This window comes from Pseudomonas sp. UTLPPB19802 (genome assembly GCF_059730225.1).
In genome coordinates, this window is record NZ_AP048545.1 from 5,558,926 (window position 1) to 5,583,076 (window position 24,151).

General features: G+C 59.9%; 9 protein-coding genes. All 9 read right to left on the reverse strand.

The features are described from left to right. Positions 1–8 precede the first annotated feature (8 nt). Positions 9–1,589, reverse strand: a complete 1,581-nt coding sequence (locus AC6I6U_RS24025) for an amino acid adenylation domain-containing protein (RefSeq protein ID WP_497878501.1) — start codon at positions 1,587–1,589, stop codon at positions 9–11. Continuing rightward, the gene (locus tag AC6I6U_RS24030; protein WP_497878502.1) at positions 1,590–4,967 is read right to left on the reverse strand and encodes a non-ribosomal peptide synthetase; all 3,378 of its coding nucleotides are present in this window, start codon (positions 4,965–4,967) and stop codon (positions 1,590–1,592) included. Positions 4,968–5,074: 107 nt separating this feature from the next. Beyond that, positions 5,075–6,970, reverse strand: a complete 1,896-nt coding sequence (gene asnB, locus AC6I6U_RS24035; RefSeq protein WP_497878503.1) for an asparagine synthase (glutamine-hydrolyzing) — start codon at positions 6,968–6,970, stop codon at positions 5,075–5,077. 3 nt (positions 6,971–6,973) lie between these two features. After that, complete coding sequence (locus AC6I6U_RS24040) at positions 6,974–10,219, reverse strand: AMP-binding protein (RefSeq protein ID WP_497878504.1); 3,246 nt, start codon at positions 10,217–10,219, stop codon at positions 6,974–6,976. An 11-nt stretch (positions 10,220–10,230) separates the two neighbouring features. Beyond that, positions 10,231–11,190 carry a nitroreductase family protein gene (locus AC6I6U_RS24045; protein WP_497878505.1) on the reverse strand — a complete coding sequence of 320 codons (960 nt, stop codon included), beginning with the start codon at positions 11,188–11,190 and terminating at the stop codon, positions 10,231–10,233. 6 nt (positions 11,191–11,196) lie between these two features. Next, positions 11,197–11,676, reverse strand: coding sequence for an antibiotic biosynthesis monooxygenase family protein (locus AC6I6U_RS24050; RefSeq protein ID WP_497878506.1), 480 nt, complete (start codon positions 11,674–11,676; stop codon positions 11,197–11,199). 58 nt (positions 11,677–11,734) lie between these two features. Continuing rightward, positions 11,735–13,183 carry a serine hydrolase domain-containing protein gene (locus tag AC6I6U_RS24055; RefSeq protein ID WP_497878507.1) on the reverse strand — a complete coding sequence of 483 codons (1,449 nt, stop codon included), beginning with the start codon at positions 13,181–13,183 and terminating at the stop codon, positions 11,735–11,737. 71 nt (positions 13,184–13,254) lie between these two features. Next, positions 13,255–13,836, reverse strand: coding sequence for a c-type cytochrome (locus AC6I6U_RS24060; RefSeq protein WP_497878508.1), 582 nt, complete (start codon positions 13,834–13,836; stop codon positions 13,255–13,257). A 13-nt stretch (positions 13,837–13,849) separates the two neighbouring features. After that, positions 13,850–23,857 (reverse strand): amino acid adenylation domain-containing protein, encoded by a 10,008-nt coding sequence (locus AC6I6U_RS24065; protein ID WP_497878509.1) that lies wholly within the window; start codon positions 23,855–23,857, stop codon positions 13,850–13,852. Positions 23,858–24,151 lie beyond the last annotated feature (294 nt).

Consider the following 24,151-nt stretch of genomic DNA (forward strand, 5'->3'; position numbering starts at 1 on the left):
TGTGGCTCCTAGCCTTCAAAAGGTTTCAACTTGTCCAATAATTCTGCGACCTTGCGCCGGTCCGTCTTGCCCCGTTCATTGCGAGGCATCTCGTACACAAACTCGATCAAATGCGGGACCATGTAACTTGGTAGCATGACCGATAGCCGCTCTCTGAGGGTCTGTGCCAGTAGGCTGATTGCGCCCTGCTCATCCGGCTGCACAAGTGCAACCAGCTCGGCGCGCTCACCCTCCCGGTACAACACGACCGCCGCCGCGCGTACACCGGGCACTTGCAGCAACGCCGCCTCGATCTCCTCGGGCTCGATTCTGTATCCACGCAACTTGATCTGCAGATCCAGGCGTCCCAGAAACTCGTAGTGGCCCTCACGCCGTTGTACACGATCACCGCTGCGATAGAAGCGTCCCCCTACTTCAGGCAGTTCCACAAAAGCTGCAGCGCTGGCCTCTGGCGCGTTGATGTAGCCAAGACCGGTGGCAATACCCCCGATCAGCAGCTCGCCACTTTCCCCGTCAGGCACGGGTCTTAGATTATCGTCGACGACGTGCAGCGTAGCCCCCACTATCGCCCGCCCAATGGGCACGCTATTCCCCTGCGGGGCGCTTCGCATGACGTGGTGAGTCACGTCGACTCCGCATTCCGTCGGGCCATAGGCATTCATCAAAGGGATCCGGCAACTATCAAACCAGCGGCGAACCAGCGCCACCGGTAGCGTTTCACCCGCCGTGACCAACGCTCGAATGGCCTCGCCCGTCCCTCCCGGCCGTTGCCGGATCACGTCGATTAATACCGACAGGTAACTGGGTACGACCTGAAAGACCGTGACACCGCGGTCCACCATGGCGTCCAGCAGAGCGGGTGGATAGGCGACAGTCTCTCGCCCCATGACACTCACGCAAGCGCCCACCAGACCGGCTGCCAAAAACTGCCAGACCGAGAGATCGAAACCGAACGGCGCCGTCTGAGCAATCCGATCGCCCGCGCTCAACCCCAGATCCTCGACCTTGGCCCAGAGATGGTTCAGCAGGTTCGCTTGCGAAAGCACAGCACCCTTGGGCTCACCGCTCGACCCGGAGGTGAAGATCACATAGGCCGGATCCTCATCAGACCCACCTTCGAAATCGCCCTCACTTGAAGGGCCGAGGGTCACCCACTGCCTGAGATTGACGACGTTCCCCTGCGCTTGCAGCTCATCAAGGGGGTCGTCACTGGAGGAGTCTGCCAGCACCCACGTGCATCCGCATAACGCCAGCATCCGCTGCCGACGCGCTATGGGCAGTTGGGGATCAAGTGGCACATACGCTGCCCCAAGCTTGAACAACGCCAGGATAGCCGCGAGGGTGAGCACGCCCCGCTCAAGGGAGATGGCCACGAACGCACCACGCGCCACGCCCAATCTGCGCAGCTCAGTAGCAAAGCGATTGGCCAAGCCGTCGAGTTGCGCATAGCTCAAGCCAACATCGCCCTCCTCCACCGCAGGCAACGCAGCATGCGTGCGAGCAATGGACTCAAACAGGCGGATATAGGGCTTCAGGCCATCTCTGCCGGGATTGCGGGCCGGTGCCATCAGGTTATCGTTGTCGGCCATTTAGAGCTCGATATCCTCAAAGCTGTCCTCGTTCAAACTCCAGGCAATTAACTCACCCAAACCGGCGATCGTGACCGCTTCAAACACGTACCGAACCTCCAACTTCACCTCAAGCTCAGATTGGATGCGCTTGACGATTTTGACAGCACTCAAAGAGTGCCCACCCAGTTCGAAGAAACTGTCATAGATGCCGATGGCCTGACTGGCAGGTACGTCCAACACCTCACGCCAAATGGCAACCAATTGGCGCTCCAGATCGTTGCGCGGCGCACCGTCGTGCTTGGCGCCCGCGCTCTGCTGCAATAGGCCGCTCTCGGCGAGCGCAACTCGATCGACCTTGCCGGTACGGCCACGTGGCAACGCGTCGAGCTGCACGATATGCGCCGGGACCATGTAGAACGGCAGCCGCGCCTGCAGGATAGTGCGCAATTGCTCAGGCAGTGTTGCCTGCACTTTCTTGCGCTGCACCGGGAAGCGTGCCCTCAGCAACTGCGCCAACCGACCGGGTTTGTCCACCGAAATAGGTTGTGCCTTCACGAAAGCCATAATGGAAGGCTCGTTACGAGGGCCAGCCGAAACGACCACTGCCGCCTCCTCCACGCCCTCGATATTCATCAATGCATACTCGATCTCCGCCAGGTCGATTCGGTAACCACGAATTTTTACCCGCTGATCACTACGCCCCTGAAGCACCAGTTCATCCCCATCAGTCCAGATGCCCAGGTCGCCAGTGCGGTATAGCCTTGCTCCCGGCTCACCAAATGGATCCGGCATGAACTTCTCGGCAGTCAGTCGCGGGTTACCAAGGTAGCCTTGTGCCAGGCATGTACCACCCACCGCAATCTCACCGGTCACACCGATCGGCGCAGGTTGCAGGTAGGCATCGAGCACATGCACGATCGTATTGGGCGCAGAGCGTCCTACAGGCACCATTCCTTCTCTCTCATGGCCATCGCAAGCATGGAAACTCACAGGGCAGGCTTCGGTTTGCGCGTAGCTGTTGTAGAGGTTCGCACCGCATGCCTGCACAAAACGCGAGGTCAGTTGGGAATCCAGGTTCTGCCCAACGCAATACACAAGCTTCAGCTCAGGGCACTGGGCCAATGCTCGTTCATCAAGCAACACTGAGAGCACCTGGGGAACCACACTGAAATGTGTGATTCGATGCGTGCGCAGCATTTCACCCAGGTAAGTCGGATCCTGGTGCCCACCTGGCCGGCACAGGACAACGCTGGCCCCATTGAGCAGTGGCCAGAGCAGCTCACCCACCAGGCGAGCCGAGCTGGTGGGGGCACTCAACAACAGCCGGTCACCCGGTCCGATCGGATGGGGACAGGTCTGAGGCAACTGCCCAGTCAGTACCCCCTCATGCGATAGCACCACGGCATTGGGCACGCCTGTCGAGCCCGAAGTCATAAAGACAAACGCCGGGGCCTGGACCGGCACCTGAGGCCGATCGGCCGCATCACCTTGTCCAATCTTGACCTGAGGGGCAATCACGCGCTGCTGCACGGGGTAAGAGATGTCCACCTTGGCATCACACAACAACATCTCGATCCGATGAGCGCGCACCGTCTCCTCAATTCGGGCAGCTGGCGCTGAAGGATCCAGCAGCATGCACAGATCTCCGGCGCGCAGGGTAGCCAGCACACTGACGATCATGGAGGCAGAGCGATCGGCCAACACGCCAATTCGGCGCTGCGCCTGGCCCGCCTGCGGCGGGGGTAGCTCGCAGAATGCAGCGCAAGCGCTGGCCAAGTCGCGATAGCTGAGGGTCATGCCTTGATCGATCAACGCCGGAAAATCGGCGAAACGCCGAGCAGCTTGTTCAAAGCAACTGTAGATGTCCGCCAACGGTGCCATCATCCGCTCTTCGCCACGCTGAGATGCCTGTAGTTGCACAATCTCTTTGGGCGTGAGCAGGGCCAATTCATGGACACCTACCTCTGGATCAGTAATGCCCTGCTCCAGCACGCGCAGGAAATCGCGGATCATGCGCTCAATACGAGTCTCGGAGAACAGTTCGACGTCATATTCCAACCCACCGAGCACCATCCCATCGCGTTCACGCAGGTACATGTAGATGTCATATTTGGTCGTTGGGTGCGGAACGGTGAAGCGCGGTTTCTGATGCAGCGTACCGGTGTTGAGCTGGGGCAATTGAATATCCGCCCACTGGATGTTCTGAACCGAAAAGAAAGCGCGAAACAGTGAATAACGGCTCAACTGTTGGCCCTTACCGCGAGTCCCCAGCGCCTCAACCACCGACTGAAACGGTACGTCCTGGTGTTCGTAGGCCTCCAATGCCGAGGTCTTGACCCGCTGAACGGCTTCGCGAAACGGTGTGTTGGCACCCAACTCGGTGCGAAGTACCAGGGAGTTGATCGTGAAACCGATAACGTCGCGCAGCTCTTCACGCTCGCGGTTCGCATGGGGGGTGCCGACCACGATATCGGTTTGAGCCGTGTGGCGTGAGAGCATGACCTTGTAGGCGGTCAGCAGCACCATGTAGAGGGTCACGCCTTCGCGTTGGGCGAAAGCTTTCACTTTTTCCAGCAGAGGCGCAGGCACCAGTACCAGACAGTTGCTGGCCCGGTGGCTACGCTGTTGCGGAATCGCAAAGTCCGTCGGCAATTGTAACTGGGGGGCATCCTCGAGCCGGTCGGTCCAATAGGCAAGCTCGCGAGCGTACAGACCACTCTCGGCCTGATTACGCTGCCATATTGCGTAGTCGGGGAACTGCACCGGCACAGGTGCCAGCGAGCAAGGCCGACCGTGCAAGATGTCGTCATAATGCGTGCGCACTTCACGGTCAATGATCGCCACGGACCAGGTGTCACAAATGATGTGGTGCAGTGACACGATCAGCACATGCTTGGTGGGGGCAACCGTTAGTAGTGTGAAGCGGATCAGAGGCCCCTGCTCAAGATCGAACTGATGACAGGCTTCCTTGTCGACCAGTTTCCATCCGCTTGCCTCGCGAAGCGTTTCAGGCAAGGGTCGCAAATCCACACGCTCGAGTACCGGCGGCCATTGATCATGCACCACGTGCTCCACTGCATCGGCTTCTTGCCGAAAAGTCGTACGCAGAATTTCGTGGCGCTCGATCATCCGGCCGATGGCCTGCACCAGCACCGCCTCGTCAATTTCCCCTTCGGGCAGCCCCATGGGATAGACCACGTTGTGCGCGGTATCACCACCCGCGTAGTGGTCAATAAACCACAACGGTTCCTGATAACTGCACAGAGGCAGCCGGGCCTGAGGGTCACGGGCCGGGATATGGAGCGACTGCCTGGTCGTCAGGCCCTTTTCAGCCAGCAGCGCACGATAGCGCTGCAGTTGCTCGTCCGACAAAAGCAATGTGTCTAGCGTACTCAAGATCTGATCCCCATCATGTCGCGCTCAAGCGCCTGTTTTTTTTGAATGTTTCTCGTCCGCAGAACGAGAAAAGCGAAAAAGAACGGCGAAAACCGGGCGTTCGGTATTCATTCGCTCAACCCAAAACCCTGTTGCAATACGAAAAAACTCAAGGCCATCGTCAACAGGCTGTCCACGTACCTGGCAGCCTTGCCGGACAGCGATGGCAAGCGCGCGTGCAAGCGCAGAAGCTGTTGCGTATCGAAGATTGCGGACTGCTGCACCTGCTTGTCGTGCAGCACCTCGCGCAAGTACCGCCGCATCGGGCCTTCATCTGGACCTGCGAAAACCGCAGGCGCCTCAAAAGGCCGCTTGATCGCGCAACGCGCCGACTCGGGCGTCACAGCAGCAACGGCCTCACGCAAAAAGCGTTTCTCTTGAGCCCCCTCGACCAACCAGTGATCCGGCAACATCGCAGCAATGGCTGCAACACGGTTGTCCAGGAACGGATAGCGTGTCTCCACGCCATGGGCCATATCGAAGCGTTCGGATACCAGGATGTGATTGACGAACAGCGACTGTTGCCATAATCGGAGCGAGCGACGCAGGCCAGAGACCGCCAATGCCCCTGTTTGCTGCACCAGCACGTCGTAGGGGTTGCGGCCTTGAAATGCTTCCAGAAACTGGGGGTGCAGAAGGTGGTGCAGCCCGCTGCGCTGGTGGTTCCAGCTCGCCAGCAGATAGGGAACCTGGCCACCATAGCGATCGGGATTCATGTCAAAAAGAGGCAGCGCCTGCCCCATCTGGGCAGCGAGTGCCGAACGTCCGTCTTCCAACACCTGCTCCATCAGGCGCGCGTGGTTGGGCGAGCGCGCACTCAGTCGCTCAACGCTTGAGAAACCATACCCTGCGAACAGCTCATCCGCGCCATCTCCTGCCAGGACAGCCTTGTATCCACTGCCAGCAAGTGCACGTCCGAGTATCCAGCGTGCCGAACCGATAGAATTGAAGCCAATGGTCTCGGCATGGCGTACCGCGTCGGCAAAGTGATCGGCCAGTTGCCCCTCGCTGACCGGTACCACTTCGTGCCGAATTCCAAGACTGGCTGCAATGCAGGCAGCCTGACGGGCATCGTCAGCCCCTGCCCCAAAGTCAACGGTGAAGGCAGTCAACCCTGTCCTGTCATGATCAGCCGCTAGCGCGGCGACTGTCGCCGAATCGACACCGCCACTGAGGTAACAGGCAACCGGTGCATCCCCCTGAAAACGGTCTTGTACAGACCGACGCAGCCCCTCAACCAGACGAGGCATCCATTCATGCGGAGCCGCCGTCAAGTGCTCGCGGGCCGCTTGATCCACTTCATGTGCAAGGTCCAGCAATGGCTTCACCGAACAGCCTTGCGCGCTCCATTCAAGCACGTGGCCCGGCGGCACCTGATAGATGCCATCGAACAGCGTCTGGGCAGGTCCGACCGAGGCGAAGAAATGCTGGAACAGTGCAGCATGATTCCAGCGAGGCGATGCTCCCAGCGCGATGAGCGCCTTGACCTCGGAAGCCAGGTGGATCCCCTGCTCCGAAAGCCTGTAGAACAGGGGTTTGACACCCCAACGGTCACGGATCGCAAACAGCCTGCGCCGCCGCGCATCCCAGACAACGCTGGCAAACTCACCATTGAGCTCGCGCACGTACTCAATGCCGTCACGTAGGTAGCCGTGCAACAGAACTTCACAATCGGAATCAGTGGCAAAACGCGCGATCCCGGCCACCAACTCACGACGCAACGCTGCATGACCGTAGATCTCGCCATTGACGACGACATGCACATCACCGGCATGGAAAGGCTGCGCTTGCTCTCGAGCACCTACCAAGGCCAGGCGGTGAAACCCCATCGCGCAGTGGCCGTCCTGAGACAACCATAACGAACGTCCATCGGGGCCACGATGACGTAGCGAATCAAGCGCAGATTCCAGCGCACTCATCCGAACAGGGGTGTTGTGGTGGCAGGCAACAACGAATCCACACATGGGTCATGTCTTCCTTGACAAGTGCTGGCTCAGACGCAGTGCCCGCGGCCGACGCCCCTGCCATCCAGCTGGTGCGTGCACCGGCGACAATACTTGGGCGCCCGTCCCCTCAGCCAACCAGCGCGCGAGGCTTCGTGGGGTCGTGAAGGTGTAGAGGTCCACCAGTTCAGGCGCCAAGGCCGCTAGCGCTACAAGATGGGCCTGCAACCGCGCCAGAATGATCGAAGTGGCGCCCAACTCATGAAAATTTCTGTCGGCTTGTACCGACGATGCCCCCAGTTCCTGACGCAGCATGGCAAGAATTTCTTCCAGCCATCGGGCCTCATTGAGGACTTGAGGCCGCTGCTGCTGCGCAAGGCTCGCCGACAGTTGCTCGGCCAGTGTCGTCAGGTCGGGTTTGCTATTGCGTGTGAGTGGAAAGTCGCGGATGTGAAGAAAACGCACCGGCAGCATGTATTTGGGCAGCACTTCACGGGCAAACGCCGCCAGCTTCAGAAGCGGTAGCGGTTGCCCATCAGCCGTTGTGTAGGGCACACAGAGGCCTTGTGCAGGCAGATGCAGACAGGTCAATTGCGCGACCCCCTCACACCCAGACAGCAGATGAGCGATGGCATCCAGCTCGACACGATAACCGTTGAGCTTCGTCTGCCGGTCCACACGCCCGACGAACTCCAGGCCTTCAGACTGCGTGTAGCGAACCCGATCACCGGTGCGATACATACGCTGACCCGCCTGCCAGGGGTCGGGGACAAAACTTGTTGCTGTGGCGGCCGGCCTTAGATAACCCGCAACTTGTGGCCCTGCCAGGTACAGTTCCCCCACACAGTGCTCGGGGACCCATTGCAATGCCTCGTCCAGCACATAGGCGCGCAAACCTGCAAAGGGCCGGCCGATACGTGTCCCCGCACGACCTTCGCCAATACGCGCACTGCTGGCCCAAACGGTGACTTCGGTGGGGCCATATAAACTCCAGGCCTCAAGGCCGAGCGTTGTGATGGCGTTCGCCAGTGCAGCATCTACGGCGCTGCCACCGGCACAGATGCAGCGAAGGCGACCAATGCCCCGTCGCTCCAACAGCGGTAGCAAGAGACGACAGGCCGCCGGCGTTAGCCCCATGTGGGTAATGCCATCACGCAAAATCGTCTCGAACAACGCTTCAGGCAACGTTACACATCGCTCGTCGAGCACCGTCAGGCTGTGTCCGTGTACCAACGGTCCAAACAGTTCCCAAAGGGCAAAGTCGAAACTGGCGTGATGGGCAAGAACCCAGCGCTGATCTTCGCCAGCGAACAGAAAACGGGTGGCCGCCATCAGATGCTGCAAGCTTGAGCGCGAGACAGTCACCCCCTTGGGCGCCCCAGTGGAGCCGGAGGTGTAGATCAGATAGGCCATCTCAAGCGAATGCACGCAGGGCAGATCAGCCAGCGGCGCCTTTTGCGCCATCTCCTGCCAATGCGCATAGGCAAGGCCAGGCACAGGTAGCCCTTGCGCGAGCGCTTGCTGAGCGCTGGAAAAGATCAACGTGTTCAAACCGGCATCTTCGCAGGCCTGCGCCAACCATAACGGGGCCTGTTCCGGGTGTAACGGGACAAAGGCAATACCTGCACGAAACGCCGACAGCATCGCCAGCACCGCCTCAGTACCTCGTTCCATGAGGATGCCGATAAGCCCGCCAGCGGTGCATTGCAGGAGCGCCGATGCCATGCCCCGGGTCATCCGCTCAAGTTCGGTATGAGTCAGCGTTCGGCCTGCCTCGCGTATGGCGATCTCATCGGCTCTCACTCTGGCATTGCGGACAAAGGCTTGCTCAATCAGATCCGATGCAGGCGACGGCACGATTTGCGCTGGGCAGTGCCAGTCTGGCGGCTGGACAAAGCCCAGGTTACCCAACGCCACACCTGGGCCCTGGGCAAGTCGTTGCGCGAACACAGGCAGCGCCTCGATAAAGCGCTCGACAAAATGCGCCGATACGAAAGCCGCATCGTGCTTGAGCCCGCAAGTCCAGGTCTGTTGCTGGGCATAGACTGTGAGGGCAAGCTCGTAGGGCGAACCACGCTGTTCAATCAACAGCGGCTGCAGGCCTGTGGCACCGTCCGATGCAGACATCACATCCCAAATGAGGGCGACCTGGGTCAGTGCGGTCAGTCCTGGACGCAGTTCATGCACCTGGGCGCGCTCGCACAGCACCTGAAAGGGAATGCACGCCAGCCTCAGGGTCTCACGGACAGCGAGTTGGTTACGATGCAGCAAATCGCCAAAACAGTCAGTGGCCGCAATCTGTTGGCGTATGGGCAGGACATTGGCGAAATAGCCAATGGTGCGGCTGAACAGGCGGCGCTGACGACCGTGCATGGGCGTGGCCACGCTGATGTCTGAGGCGCTGCACTGCACAGACAGAAGCACCTGGAACAGCGATAGCATGACCACGTAAGGGGTGACCGCATGCTCGTGAGCACACTGCCGCACCCATTCACGAACGGCGTCGGGTATCGCAAAACGCCGTTCACGGGCTACATGAACAGGGGCAGACGAGCTCAGGCTTTGATCACCAAAACGCAGAGGTTGTGGCGGCGAGGCCATGTGCCTGGCGAACGCCGAGATCGCGGCCTCCTGCTTGGCGATCAGCGTCTTTTCAGACTGGGCAAGAGCAAAGGCGTTGGCGTCGGCCAAATAACGATCCCGAGCATAAACAGGTAACCCCTGCTGCTCGTCAAGAAGAGACTGCAGTTCCTTCAACACCATGGGAAACGACAGGAAGTCGATTACCAGATGGTGTCCGGTAAACACCAGCAATCCCACGATTTCTGACCCGCCATGACCGCAGACTGGCTCATCTTCGGCTTGTGCAGCCGTCAGAGCCTCGACCGTGGCTCGCCGAGCGGCCAGCGCGACACAGTGAAACAACATTTTGCCGGAGATCTGATGCGCACGGTCAAAACGTTCGTCGACAAAGGCAGCCAGTTGGCCAGACGACCATTCGCTAGCGTCCACGAACGCCAACAACTCGTCATCAACCAGCGTCTGGAGAGGTACCGGATGGGCCAGCGCCTCTCCCCCTTCGGACTCGATGATCTGACAACGAAGAATTTCGTGACGATCCAGCAAGCGTCGGTAGGCACGCTGCAGGACCTTGATGTCCGGCACCCCTGACGTACGCGCCAGCCCCAGCATCCCGTAGGTCTGAGCCTGGGGGAACAACCGCTGATACCGCCACAGCGACTGCTGATTGCTCGAGAGTGGCTGCCCCACCGACGCCCTGCTCACGGCGCACCGCCCCCGACCAACGAGTGCAGGCACGCTTGGTCATCGTCCAGCTCAAACCAGTTGCGAACCGATTCGAACGCAACATCACCGATGGCACACAACCCAATGCCGCAAGAGGGCGCGCGCATGCGCAGCAACTGCGCCATGGCGCCGGCTTCCAACAGGCAATAATCATGCGAACGGCCCGCATAAGAAGGCTCGATGGACGCCGGTCGGGACACCAGAAACAGCGCGAACGCCGCCGCGCGGTAAAGCGGCGCATTGAGCACCGGTTCGTAAAGCGATTCTCCGAGCACCAGGTCTGGCACCAGTAGCCAGAGCTCACGGCGTCCCGGATGGAAGTAGTAGAGACCGCACTGCAACCCCTGTACCCTGCCTGCCTTTACATACAGGTAGGTTTGCACGGGATACAGCCCACCTGCCGAGGCGTAACCGACCTGCCCAGACGCTCCACGCGTAGGATGCCCAAGGGCATCCAGCAAATGCGCGATAGCGCTCAGTTCGAGCACTTGAGGGCCGAAGGTACGCACACTGGCACCTTTCGCGTCGTCGGAAGGTGTGCTGACGGCCAGACTGACCGCCGGCCAATCATTGTCATTGCGTACGCCAGTGACGGTCACAGGGTCCTGGTGCACAGCCTGATCAGGGACAACCGGCCGGTGAGTCTCCGGTCCAGACTCAGACATCGGCTGGGCCTGATGCTCACGCGCGGCCTGGACATTCTTAACCAATGCCGTGATCGAAGGTTCGAAGCTGACCTCTTCGAACCTCAGGCGCAGCCCCATGCCATCCTCGATGAGGTTGATGATGCGCACCAGCTCCATCGAGTTGGCGCCCAGGCCGATAAGGTTGTCATCAGCATCAGGGACCACCAGCCCGAGCACAGACTCGACAATGCGTCGAACCTGATCAAGGGTCGACAGCGTTGCACTTTCGAAAGGTTCAGGAGAGCTCATAGGCGGTTAGTTCTTCTTCGCAGCATCAGGTGCAGCCGAAACATCCACCTTGTGCTGGGCGACCGAATACAGCTCATAGATCGGGCGCCGGGAGTACATGCCCTCGCCGTAGCCATAGCTGGTCTTGGCACCTACCGGATGCTCGCCGCTGGTCACCTGTTTCATGAAGGCGTCGTAAGCCGAACGGTCTCGCCACACGGTGACGTGCTTGATCGGTGACGAAGTGTCGCCGGTGGCTGGAAACAGCAAGTAGGACTCGATCAAGCCGTCGTGATGGCGAGATTGGGCCGCGTATTGCTGCTTATAGAAGTTCTGAAACTCCTGCTGCTTGGTCGGATTCACGTAAACGCTGACGATCGATGCCACCGGTCCGGAGGGTTCCTCCGAAGCGCCAGTCTGGGTGCCGGTCAACTCCCCTTGGGCCCACACCTGCGAGCAGGCCATGGCAGTGACGAACCACAAAGTCGCAGGAATCAGTTTCTTCATCTAGTTATGCTCCATCAGGTAGAGGTTGTCGCTTGCACAACAGGTACGGTTGTTGTTTTCAGTTGATGACCTGCATCAGGTCGTCCATCAGTTTGCGCATGACCCAGTTGCCATCCGATGAAGTCGTACCGAGCCGAACCACGACCAGGTCGCGCTCAGGAACAACCACCAGGAACTGCCCCTGAAAGCCTCCCAGGTAAAAGGTGCCGTGCGGCACTCGCTCGCCCAGCGAGTTGAGCCAATAGCCTGAACCCATCTCCGTACCGACCGGCATGTCCTGTGCAACAGTCGGGTTCAAGCTGTCCTTGAGCCAGTTGGCAGGCAAGGCCACCCCGGAGCGCTGCTTGCCTTGATGCTCATCCAACAGGAACAGGCCAAGGCGCCCCCAGTCCCTGGGACTGGCCAACATGAACGAGGACAGCATGTAGTTGCCGTTGGGCGCCGCCTCCAAGGTGGCACTGGTCATGCCCAGCGGCTGGAACAAATGGCGATACGGAAAGACCAGTGGGTCCTGATCATGGGCACGCAGGGTCCTGGCGAGGGTGTCGGACAGCAGTTCATACGAGCCGCCTGAATAGCGCCACGCCTGCCCCGGCAGCACAGTCTTGGGCGCCTCCAGTGAACGCGACACACTGGATGTGCCAAGCACCGAGGCCAACGCATCGGCATTAGGCAAGGCTTTTGCCGTGTCCGTTTGGCTGACCGGTTTGGCCAGGGGCTTGGCAGCCGCATAGGCCGCCGGGTCAGGAGCCGAGGTGAGCATGACCATCAGGTCAGACATCTCCCCCAGATAGCGCTCCGACCAGTCCAGACCCGAGGTCATGCGTAGCAACTGATCGACCGAGATACTGTTGCGTGCATCTGAGGCAACAACACCCCATTCTGGACGTAGCCCCATGCTCTGTGTCGTCAGCCAGCCTTTCTGGATCAAGAGCCCTGTCATGAGGTTCGCGACACCCTTGACCATCGAATACCCCGGCAGCGGCGTATCAGGCGTCACGCCATCGGCGTACTTCTCGCCAATGACCTTGCCTCGGTGGATCACCACAATCGCACGAGTGCTCTTGAGCAAGGCCGAATCATCTTCCTCGAAAGCACGTTCCAGGATCGGACCCAGCTCTGCTCGTGCCTGAACGGGTAATGCCGACGGGTGGGCGACGTTGGACTCACTCACCTGAGGGTAGGACTTGGGCGAGTCGGCGCGTTCGAGCAACGCTGATGGCTGATTATCGAGCGTACAGCCAAGCCCGTCTCGATAACGAGCCACTCGCTTACCGGAGCGCATCAGCGCCGAAACGGTACGATGCTCGCGGTCGATCTCGACTTGAAAGGCAGGCAAGGTTGCCAGGTCTTCCATGCGGATCTGATTCTCGCTCAGCCCCGAAACAAACACGCCTGAGCACATAATCTTCGAATAGGCCGAGGCGCCGATAAAGAACGGACTCGGTTCAAGCGGCTTGGGCGCTTCATCGGCCGCCACGACCGAAAACGAAGTACCAAGCAACATGGCCATCACCCAGACAGTGTGGCACCGACTCTTGCTCGCAACGGTTAAGAGAAATCCTGGAGTCATACGCTTTACTCTTTTCCTTTCTTGGATGTCGCCATGAAATCAAGCACTGCCGCCAGGTTCTCGGAAGTCAGCGCGGCCATGCTCTGACGCATGCCGTCCGGCATCTGCCGGACACCAAAGATAAAGTCGCGCAATGCGTTGACCAGATAGGTGCGGTTCTGGCCCAGCAGCAGCGGGCTGGCGTCGAGCTGCTCGTGGCAGCTCGCACAATGTTCCAGGTACTGAACAAGACCCGCAGAGGCCCCCTGTGCAGGGGCATCGGGGGCCTTGCTCAACGACGAAGGCCGCGTCGACAGATAGTCCGCTATCTGCTCAACCTCTGCGGGGGAGTAGCCAGGTATCAGTCGCAGCATCATCTTGGCGTCCGACCCTGGGTGACGGAAACTTTCCAGCCGGTTACGTAGAAATTCGCGCTTTTGCCCCATGAGGGTGGGAATGCCTTGGTTTCGCCCCTGCTCCGTATCGTGGCAGGCAGCACAGTCCTTCGACAGATAAACGCCCTCCTGTGCAGCAGCCCCCTGCATGGCCAATCCCAGCAACAGGCCTGCCGCCCATGCCAGGTGCCGACGCCTATGAATCCTCATCATTGCCCACGCCATCCTAGACCTTCTCTTGCTCTTGTAATGTTGCTTTGACCTGTTCTTGCAACGCACGGCGATCGACCTTGCCGTTGTCGCTCAGGGGTATACGCGGGTAACGGTGCCAATGCCGCGGCACCATGGGTTCGGGCAAACGCTGCGCACAGTGCTGACGAATGGACTCGATCGAAACACCGTCCTCGTGCTCAAGCACAGCGTGCAGGACCAACGCACCGTGACCCTTGATAGGCACCACGATGGCACGCGTGACACCAGGATGCGTCAGCACGGCATGCTCAACTTCCATGCATTCGATCCGATGCCCGGCAATCTTGATCTGCGAATCCATACGGCCCAGCAACTCGATCACCCCATCGGTGCGATAGCGGGCCAAATCTCCAGTGCGATAACGTCGCTCACCCGTGCGCTCATCAATGTAAAAAGCTCGCTCGGTGAGTACTGGACGTTGCCAGTAACCGTCACTAAGGCTCGCACCGGCGATGGTCAACTCCCCCACCACGCCGTCGGGACAAGACTCACCGAACTCATCCACGATGTCGCAGCGCTGCCCGCGAAGTGGCAGCCCGTAGGGAATGCTGATCCAACTGGACTGGACGGTGGTGACGGGAAAGGAGACCGACCAGATGCCCGCTTCAGTGGCACCGCCCAAAGAAAGCAAACGGGCGCCGGGGGCCAGCTCGCGCAACTGCTCAGGCAGGCTCAACGGTATCCAGTCACCACTGAGCATCACCCAGCGCAGCCCAAGCGTACCGAGCCGATCGGTTTTGCCGATACCGTAGTCAGCGAGCATCTCGAACAACGCTGGCGCCGTATTCCAGATCGTCACGGCATGCCGACGGCACAGCGACCACCAGGCCTGAGGGTTCATTCGATCCTCAGCCTCAGGCAACACCAAGGCGCCCCCCACCATCAGCGTGCCGAGCATGTCGAAGACCGATAGATCGAAGCCTGGATCGGATAACCCGAACACGCGGCTACTACGGTTCATGCGCAGACGAGTGCAGATGTCGCGCAACGTGTTGGCGACTGCCCCTCGGCGCATCATGACGCCTTTGGGTTCACCACTGCTGCCTGAGGTGAAGATCACATAAGCCAGCAACGAAGGATCCGAAGCCATCTTCAGCGGAGCAAGCACCTCATGTGTATTGCCTGGCCCTGATACCGACAACACCTGCGTCCGGGAAAGTTCCGGGCTCCAGGTGGCGACCTCTTCATCCGAGAAGACATGGGCGATGCCATAGGCTTGCATGACATCGATCACACGTACCCGCGGCCAGCGCACCGACAGCGGAACATAGGCCACACCCGCCATCTGAGTCGCGAGCACGACCACAACGTAGCGCCAGCCAGGCTCCAAATGGATGGCCACGCTCTCGGCCTCCGGCGCAACGGCCTTCAAGTAGCAAGCCAGATGCTGGGCCTGGGCCCAAAGTTGCGCATAGGTCAGCCTGGTGTCGCCCGCAATCACGGCGATGGCGTCAGGGGTCTCGACACAGTGCGCCTCGATAGTCGCCAGATAATCTTGCCAAAGCGGATCCGCCTGATGGTCAGTCTGTCGACGCGCCTGCTGAGCAGGTGGCAGCCTCAATTCGATTCCCTCGGCGTGACTCGCACCGTCTGCAGCCGCCAGCAAGGCTTCGACCAGCGCGCGGTAAGCGACAAACATGTCGTCGACCACACCCTCGGCAAAGCGCTCATCGACCACATCCCAGTGCAGACGTAGCTTTCCTGCTTCGCCGACGACCTGATTGTCGATCCACACACCCGCGGTTCGGGTAATGCGATAGCGCTCCACGCAATCGGCAGGAAATACCGCCGAACCGCCGTCTACCTCGGCGATGTAGGTGAAGACATAGCGCATCGCATCCACCTCACGCCATTGCGACTGGACCGCACGCGCCAGGTCAATGCCATTGAACGCTCGGTGCTCCAACCCTTCGAGCAACTGACCGTGCAGCGATCGGGCAAAGTCCAGAAAGGCGTCAGGGCGTTCACCCTGGATGGCCAACCAGAGCACCGAGGTAAAATCCCCCACCACGTGGTTGACTTGAGGGTGCACAAACGGACGATCAAACAGGGTCAGCGTCAGCGCAAACGCCTTTTTCACGGACCAACGCTGGAGCACCGCCGCGTATGCAGCCAGCAGCAGACTGCTCAGACTCAAACCGGCGCGTGCAGCCAGCGACTCCAAGGCCTGCTTCTGGGGAGACTCCAGTACCAGATCAAGCCTTCGTACGGTGAGCCTTTCAGGTGTTTGTGCACGAACCGGCAAGTGAGGTACGCCCGAGAAGCCTGCCATACGCTCGCTCCAATAGCGTCGGGCAGCCTCACGGGTTGCGTGGTGATCGTGCATGCGCGCGTGTTCAAGTACATCACGGAAAGAGATCTTCAGGACGGGCAGCTCAATCGCCGGGGCCGCGTAGAGCGCCCACAGCTCACGTGCAATGATGCCCATACTCCATGCATCGGCAAACAAGAGATCGAACTTCACCACCAGCACACACTGGCCGCCGGGCAGTTGGAATACCCGTAGTTGGAACGGCTCGTCACGGTCTGTCAAAGGCTCGAGGGCATGCTGCTCACGCCAACGTAACAGTTGCGCCTCACACGCCTGGGGCGACAAGGCAGACAGATCGTCGTGCTCGATACGGTACGTATGTGTCTCGCGCACCGTCAGCAAGCCATCCGATTCGATATGCGCGCGCAGCATGCCATGTCGTTCGATCAGCCGGTTCCATGCGGCCTCCAGACGCGGCACGTCAAGCGTCGGGATCTGCCACTCCTGGTACACGTGGCTACTGCCGCCGTCCTGCCCCTCGCGGTGACGTGCGACCCAATAAGCTTGCTGCAAAGACGTTGGTGCAAAAGGCAACAGCTGCGTAGCCAGGTCGGACTCAAGGTGCCGCTCTTGAGCCAGAGGCGTGCTCCCGCGTACCTGCAGCAATAGCGCCTGCGCCCGCAACTGGGTGGTCGCCTGCAACGTGGCGATACCCAGTCGCAAGCCAAACGTTCTCTCAATCGCGCCTGCCAGTTGTAATACCAGCAGTGAATGCCCACCCAGCTCATCAAAGTGGCTGTCAGCATGAACACTCGCATGCGGCAGCAACTCACGCCACAGGACGGCCAGGCGAATTTCAGCGTCTCCCTGCAATGGAACCTGCGCCCTGTCCGAGTGCAGCGTCCCCGTACCGACCAGCGCAAGACGATCGATTTTTCCTGCGCCCGTCAATGGCATACCTGTGACCAACCTCAGCTGTGCAGGCCGCTCCTCAGGCAGCAGTTGCTCGCGTAAAGCCGGCCAAAGCTGCTCTGGATCGACCTGCGGCTGACACTGGACATAGGCCGTCAGCCGACCTGAGCTATCAACTACCGCCGCTCGCAGTACCGGCGCCAGACGTTCCAGACGTCCTTCAAGGTCATCCAGGTCAATCCGTACACCTCGTACCTTGACCTGCCGATCGGAGCGCCCGACGATCTCCAGCCCATCCGGCCCTTCTCGGCCCATGTCACCTGTACGAAACAGGCGGGTGTCGTCCTCACCCTCAGACCAGGGATTGGGTATAAAGCGCGCGGCGGTCAACGCAGGCTGGTGCAGGTAGCCATGAGCCAGCGCCCGACCACTGACATAAAGCGCTCCTGTACAACCCGGTGGTACCGGCTGCAGGTTGTCATCGAGCAGGTGCAAGCCCACATTGCTTAGCGCAGAGCCGACGGGAACGTTCAAGGATGCGTTCGATCGGGTCTGCCACTGATCCAGCTCAAAGGCACTGACGTCTGCCGATACCTCTGAGGAGCCATATAGGTTCAGCCAGCGAACGCGAGGCAAAAGCGCGTGCGCGCGCGCCATTAGTGCGGCCTTTAGCGGCTCGCCACTGACCGACACCTGACGCAAGTCCAACTCGGCACGCGGCGGGCTCTTGGCAATCTCTGTCAAGACAGGGTCCAGCAAGGTGGGCACAATCACCAAATGCGTTACCGGCCAGCGTTGTAGCAGTTGGACGATGCAGGCCGGGTCCCGACTTTGCTCATCATTGGCTATCAGTAGCGTGGCGCCTGCACACAAGGGCCCAAGATTTTCCCAGAATACATCGACGAAACTGGCCGGTGTACGTGACAGCAAGAGGTCTCCCGGTTCAAGCGGATACCGGTGCAATTGCCAAGCGATACGGTTGGCCAATCCTGCGCAGGTCCCCAGCACCCCCTTGGGAACGCCCATGCTGCCCGAGGTGAAAATCACGTAGGCAGGCAGATCGAGGCAGCAAGTCCAAGGTTCGATCGGCTGTTCAAGGCGCCAGGCAGCCTCCTGCACCGGTGCGATAACCGGGCCACGCCAGTTGGCCAGTCGATCTTGCCGTACACCTGGATCAGCCACGATGAGCCCGGGTCGGCCTTGGCGTAACATCAGATCAATACGAGCCTGCGGAAGATAAGGGTCGATAAGAAGAATCGTGGCACCCGCCTTCAGCGCCCCAAGCATCGACACCACCCAACCGAAAGTGCGCGGCATCGCCAGCGCCACTGTCATACCGGGCTGACAACCCTGCCGGCGTAGTTCAGTCGCGGTGCATTGCACCGCCATCGACAGATCGCGATAGGTGAATACCTGCTGTCCTTCGCGCACCGCAATACGATCTGCGTGGACCTGCCAGGCATGCTGGAACAAATCGCCCAGGCTCGGGATCGCCTGCGTGCTACGTGGCATACCTGCCTTGTCGGTCTCAACGGTGATCGACATCACATCGGCTTCGGGCCTGCGCGCAAAGGCTTCGAGCACCTGGTCGAACAGTGAGGCGATCTTTTGCGCCTGCTCCTCGGTGAGTCGCCCACGGTCGAAGGCGATATACAACTGGTACACGCCAGCACGGCTGCAATCAACCCAGAGCTTGAACGGATAGTGCGTCTTTTCCTCCCCTCCATAGCCCTTGAAATGCAAGTTCTGGCCTAGGCTGCCTGTTCCCGCAAGCTCATGCAGCTTGCGAAACTGGGTGAAGTTAAAGCAGTTGTCGAATAGCGCAACGGACCAGTCGCGCTGGATCTCGCTGAGCGGTAGATGCCGGTGAACAATGGTCAATGCTTCCGCCTCTGCCACTGCACCCAGGTATTGTTTAACTGGCATGCTCGAGAAAACATGCCGAAAAGGCAGCATGTTCAAATGCAGCCCCAGCACCTCGCCCCCCCCATCGGTATCCAGACGGGTGTGGGTTTCAAGACCTGTGGTGACCTCACTGGTACTGCACCAGAGCGACAGGGCTCGCAGGTAACTCGCCAGCAGCACCACTTTGGGTGTGGTTGCACAGCTCCTGGCCAGCGCATCCAGGTGTCGCGCGGCGGCAAACGGCATCTCGCACACTGTGATCCGAGGTGTCTGGTCCGGCTCCGGCACGAGGCTGCGTGCCAGTGACGACGGTACACAACCGGCCAAACGCCCACGCCAGAACTCACGTTCCTGACCCGCGGCGATGATGTCGCGCTCGTGACGGACATGATCATGAAATGACAATGGCAGTGCTGGCTGAGCAGACAGCACCTGCCCATCCAGCAACCGCCCGTAGCCGATCAGCAATTGCGACAACAGTGAGGTCGAACTCCAGCCATCGAGCAAGGCATCATCGAGCAGCAACACTACATGCAACAGATCACCGTCAGGCAAGGCGAACACATAGACCGCCGGCCCCACCGGACAGATCGATTCAAGATCAGTCTGCATGGCCCACTCGCGCACACTGCGGCCGGCCAGATCACCGACCAGCAGGGGTGCCTCGCTGTGGGCGTGAACGATCTGCAGTGGCTCATGGAACTCCTTGAGGTCAACCTGTGAACGCAGCACCGGATGGCGCTGAATACAATGGGCCCAGGCCTGTCTCAACAGCGTTTCGTCCAAAACTCCTTCTAGATCTGCCCAAAGCAGGTCGCGATACAGGGACGGCCCGTCGTAGCGAGCGCGGTAGTAAGCCACCCCTTTTTGCAGCTCAGTCAACGGGAACGCATCAACGACATGCCCTTCAAGACGGGCGCGATCGTCATCGTGCAGCAAGGAGAAAGGCTCTACGCGCGAAACAGTATCATTCAGCTGGCGCCCCCAGTTGCCCTTACGTGCAAGGTCTGCCAGGGTCTTGGCTTCATAAAGCGCGTTCAGGGAAAACTGGAAACCCTCCTTGCGGGCGTTCTCAATCAGTAACAGGCCGCTGAGTGAGTCGCCACCAAGCGTGAAGAAGTTGTCCTCGGGTGTCACCGCGTCATGCCCAAGGCTGCTGGCAACCAGTTGGCACAGCAGCCGTTCACGAAACAGGATCTGCTGCACCACCGGCTCAGTCATGTCGGCCGACTGCACCGTGATACGGCGATAGCGGCTGGCGCGTTCTTCACTCAAGCGTTGCAGCTCAGGCACACTCGCTGCCGTGAGCATGATGGTATCCAGCGCGCAGTGGTCGAGCAGATGCTGGAGCTGCTCAAGCGCCGTCGGCACAGTCAGCCCACGCGAGAAGGCCTCATCGGTCACCGTTTTTTCGCGCAGCACCCGAGCCTCAAGCGCAACGAACGTCACACCGGACATCGACATCAACACGGCATTGCCTGCATCCGTGATGCAGATATCTGCAACCTGCTGCACGGAGGACGATTCTCGCAAGCTGACGTAGCTAAAGCGTGCCGTGGCCAATGATTCAGTTGCCTGCACTCGCTCAAAGGCTACAGGCACTGAAAACGAGCCTGCCTCCATTTGGATCGGCAACAGCGCCACATCCATCACAGCAGGATGCCAAGGCCATTCGTCAAAGTCCTGCATGAGCGACTCAGTGCTCAGCTCCACCCGGTAGACACTGGCGCAGCGACTCACCCCCTCGACACAATGCCAACGTTCGCCGACTTGCAGTCGCGCAGGCAGATGGATCTCACAGTGCTGGGCCGCTGTCATTGAAAATGGTGGAACGCTCAAGGCAGAGTCAGCGTTTTTCGAACCGCTATGCCACTCACCCGTTCTGGCCGTGCTTAACACCAGACCGCTGCTGTCAGCCACCTGAAGGGGCACACCCGAACCGGCCTGGCCCGATACAGCCAAATGCATCGGTGCACCTTCGCGCACCAAAGCCGGATTCAGCAGCTTGAGATCAACGAGCTCGCCCCCCTGGCTGGCCTGCAGCAAAAAGGCAACATGGGCCGTTGCGGGTAACAGGGCTACCTCATCAACGCGATGCTCATGCAATAACCAGCAGTGAGCGGGCAGTGTCAACGCCCAACTGGGCTGGCCCTGTGCTGGCAGCCTCCCGGAGGGCACCGCCGAACGGCGCGCCATACCCGTGTTCAGCCAGGTGTCCCAAGCAATCGACAGCGTGCGCCAGGGCGTGTCGCCAGACTGGGCAAGTGCATCCAGGTAGGCGTTTGCCGAGCAGTATTCGGCCTGTCCAGGCCCTCCCACCCAACCATTGATCGAGCTGAAAAACACCATGAAATCCAGCGGAACGTCGGCAAAGACACGGCCCAACGTCTGCGCGCCGGCCACCTTGGCCACACACCGCTGCCAGGCCGCGCCGATATCCTTCGTGCCCAGTCCACCTTCGCCGGCAAGACCGGCACAATGAAAGACCCCCTGAATCTCGTGCAGGGCAATACCGGTCTGCTGCACAATCGCCGTCAACTGGGCGTCGCTTTGCACATCAGCCTGTACGTAGAGCACCGTGGGGTATTGCGCCTGGAAAGCGTCCCACCCTTCTACCATCTCGATGGGGCGACGCCCACAGGCAATGACCCGTGCCCTGTAATGCGCACTCAACCAGGTCGCAAGTTCACGACCGATGCCACCGGCACCACCGGTGATCAGATAGGTACCGCCTTCACGCAACACCGAGCTGCCCGAGGGGGGCGCCGATACCGGAGGTATGGAAATAGGGCTTGGCACGAACACCCGTTGACCGCGCAGTGCGTAGGGGACAAATCCCCCCTTCTGCTCGTGAGCCTGGGGACTGGCCTGTTCAGCGCAAATCAAGGCCGTTAACGTCGACCACACCTGGGTGGCGCGCTGATGTCGACCTGCACGCACGTCATAAAGGCGGCAATACACACCTGCCACTTCCTGGGTCAGGACACGTGCCGGCCCCCAGATAGCCACATGCTCTGGCAGCAGCGCCGCGCCATCAGCCACGAACAAACCCGCCGAAACCCAATGAACGCCCATAGAAGGCCAATCGCTGTTGCGTGTACGGGCAATCCAACGGCCCAAGCCGAGCGCGCAAGCGAGCGTGCTATTGAAAGAAACCTGAGTGCTCTCCAGCCCCCCCAGGTAGATGATTACCGAAGGGGGCTGAACCTGGGTTCGAGTCACCCAGGCCTGATCCCACTGGGCGCTGTCTGTGAAATCAAAACGGCGGTCCACAGGGCAATCCCAGCCCTGCTCAGGATCACACCCCGCATGCAACCAAAGATCAAATGTTCCCTGCGCCTGCAAGTGACTCAGCAACGCCATCGGTGGGGGCACGGCTGCAACCAGCAGGACATGCCCCAGAGCGCCTTGTCCGACCGGACGGCGCTCGAAATCCGCGACCCACTGCATCTGGGTCAGATGGACACCAGGCTCGCTTGCCGGGCTGGTCGTCGGTGACGGTTGATACTCAAGGTGCGTGCGTTTGAAGCAGTAGCCTGCCGTCCACCCGCTATCGGGTGAGCCTGCGCTATAAGCCTGCCCACCCAGCGCTTGCTCGGGTGCCTGCTGAACAATCACATGGGCGTTGGTGCCGCCAATACCGAACGAGCTAATTCCTGCCATCCGCAACCGAGTATCGTCCTGCCATGACGTGAGCTGGCGGCAGACGGAAAACCTGGAGCCGTCGCTCCTCTCTGCGTGCTCCGGTACGTGCAAGGTCGATGGCCATTGACGATGGAACAAACTGAGTGCGACCTTGATCAGCCCCGCAATCCCGGCTGCACTGTCGGCATGCCCGATATTGCCTTTGACTGCGCCGAGCAGACAGGGCGAGCCGGACGTCTTGCCTGCGCCGAAGGCCCGCTCCAGAGCCTGCAGCTCAATGCTGTCGCCAACGGTGGTGCCGGTGCCATGCGCCTCGACATAATCGATGGCATCACTGCTGACCCCGGCGACAGCATGGGCCATACGAATCACTTCAACCTGACCGCGCAGGCCGGGAGCAGTGAAGCCGACCTTGTCGGCAGCATCGTTGTTGATCGCCGAACCGCGAATCACCGCATAGATACGGTCCCCGGCACGCAGCGCCTCCTCATACCGGCGTAATACGACAACCCCTACACCGTCGGTGAATACGGTGCCCGTTGCATTGGGGCTGAAGGGGCGACAGACACCATCGGTCGCTTCAACACCTTGATCGTAATAACGATAACCGTGACCTAACGGAAAATGCACACTGGCCCCGCCGGCCAGCGCCATCTCGCAGTCACCGTCCAGAATCGCCTGACACGCCAGGTGTACTGCCACCAGTGACGTCGAACAGGCGGTTTGCACCGTAACAGCAGGCCCCGTCAAGCCGAGCTTGTAAGCGACTCTGGAGGTCAGGGTGTCTTTATCGTTGGCGATGCCGGCACGCCAACGATCAGGACCCTGCCATGATTTGGAGCCCGCGTGTACGTGAGTCAGGAGGTAGGTATTGAAGCCCACACCGGCATAGACACCGATGCGCTCTTCAGGAGAGCGAGCACCGATCGCATTTTCACGCGCCTGCCAACAGGCTTCGAGAAAGACTCGATGCTGCGGATCGATCAGGGCGGCTTCCTGCGGGCTGTAACCGAAGAAGCCGGCATCAAAGCACAATGCGTCCTCAAGACTGCCGTTGGCCTTCACATACGCCGGATCACGCAAAACCTCAGGAGGCACTCCGGCCGACAGCAATGCCTCATCGGACAGCTGACGCACACCGCAAGATTGCTCAAGCAACAAGTTCCAGAAAGCCTGAAGGTCGGTCGCACCGGCAAAGCGGCAGGCCATACCTACGATCGCTACGGCTCCCTCGTTGTCGAGCGAGTTGTCCTCCTGGACGTTCGGCATTCCCTATCCTTTCTAAAATCCTTTTTTCCTGCTCATATAGAACAGCAGGTGCCACACTTTTTAGCCGAGCATGACCGCAATCTCATGAAATAATAATGATAATTGTATGAACTTGCACCATCAAAGATATTCTGATCACACCTCTTGTGTCAGTTGGCATGATGCTCCATGCTTTACTGCATGTCTCCCCATGGGAGTCGGCTCCAAGTAACTTACGACGTTGAGTGCCTGGAGCAAATGGAACGATTCATTCAGAGGACCCGCATTCGGTCAGGCACCCTTTTCGTTGCCTGA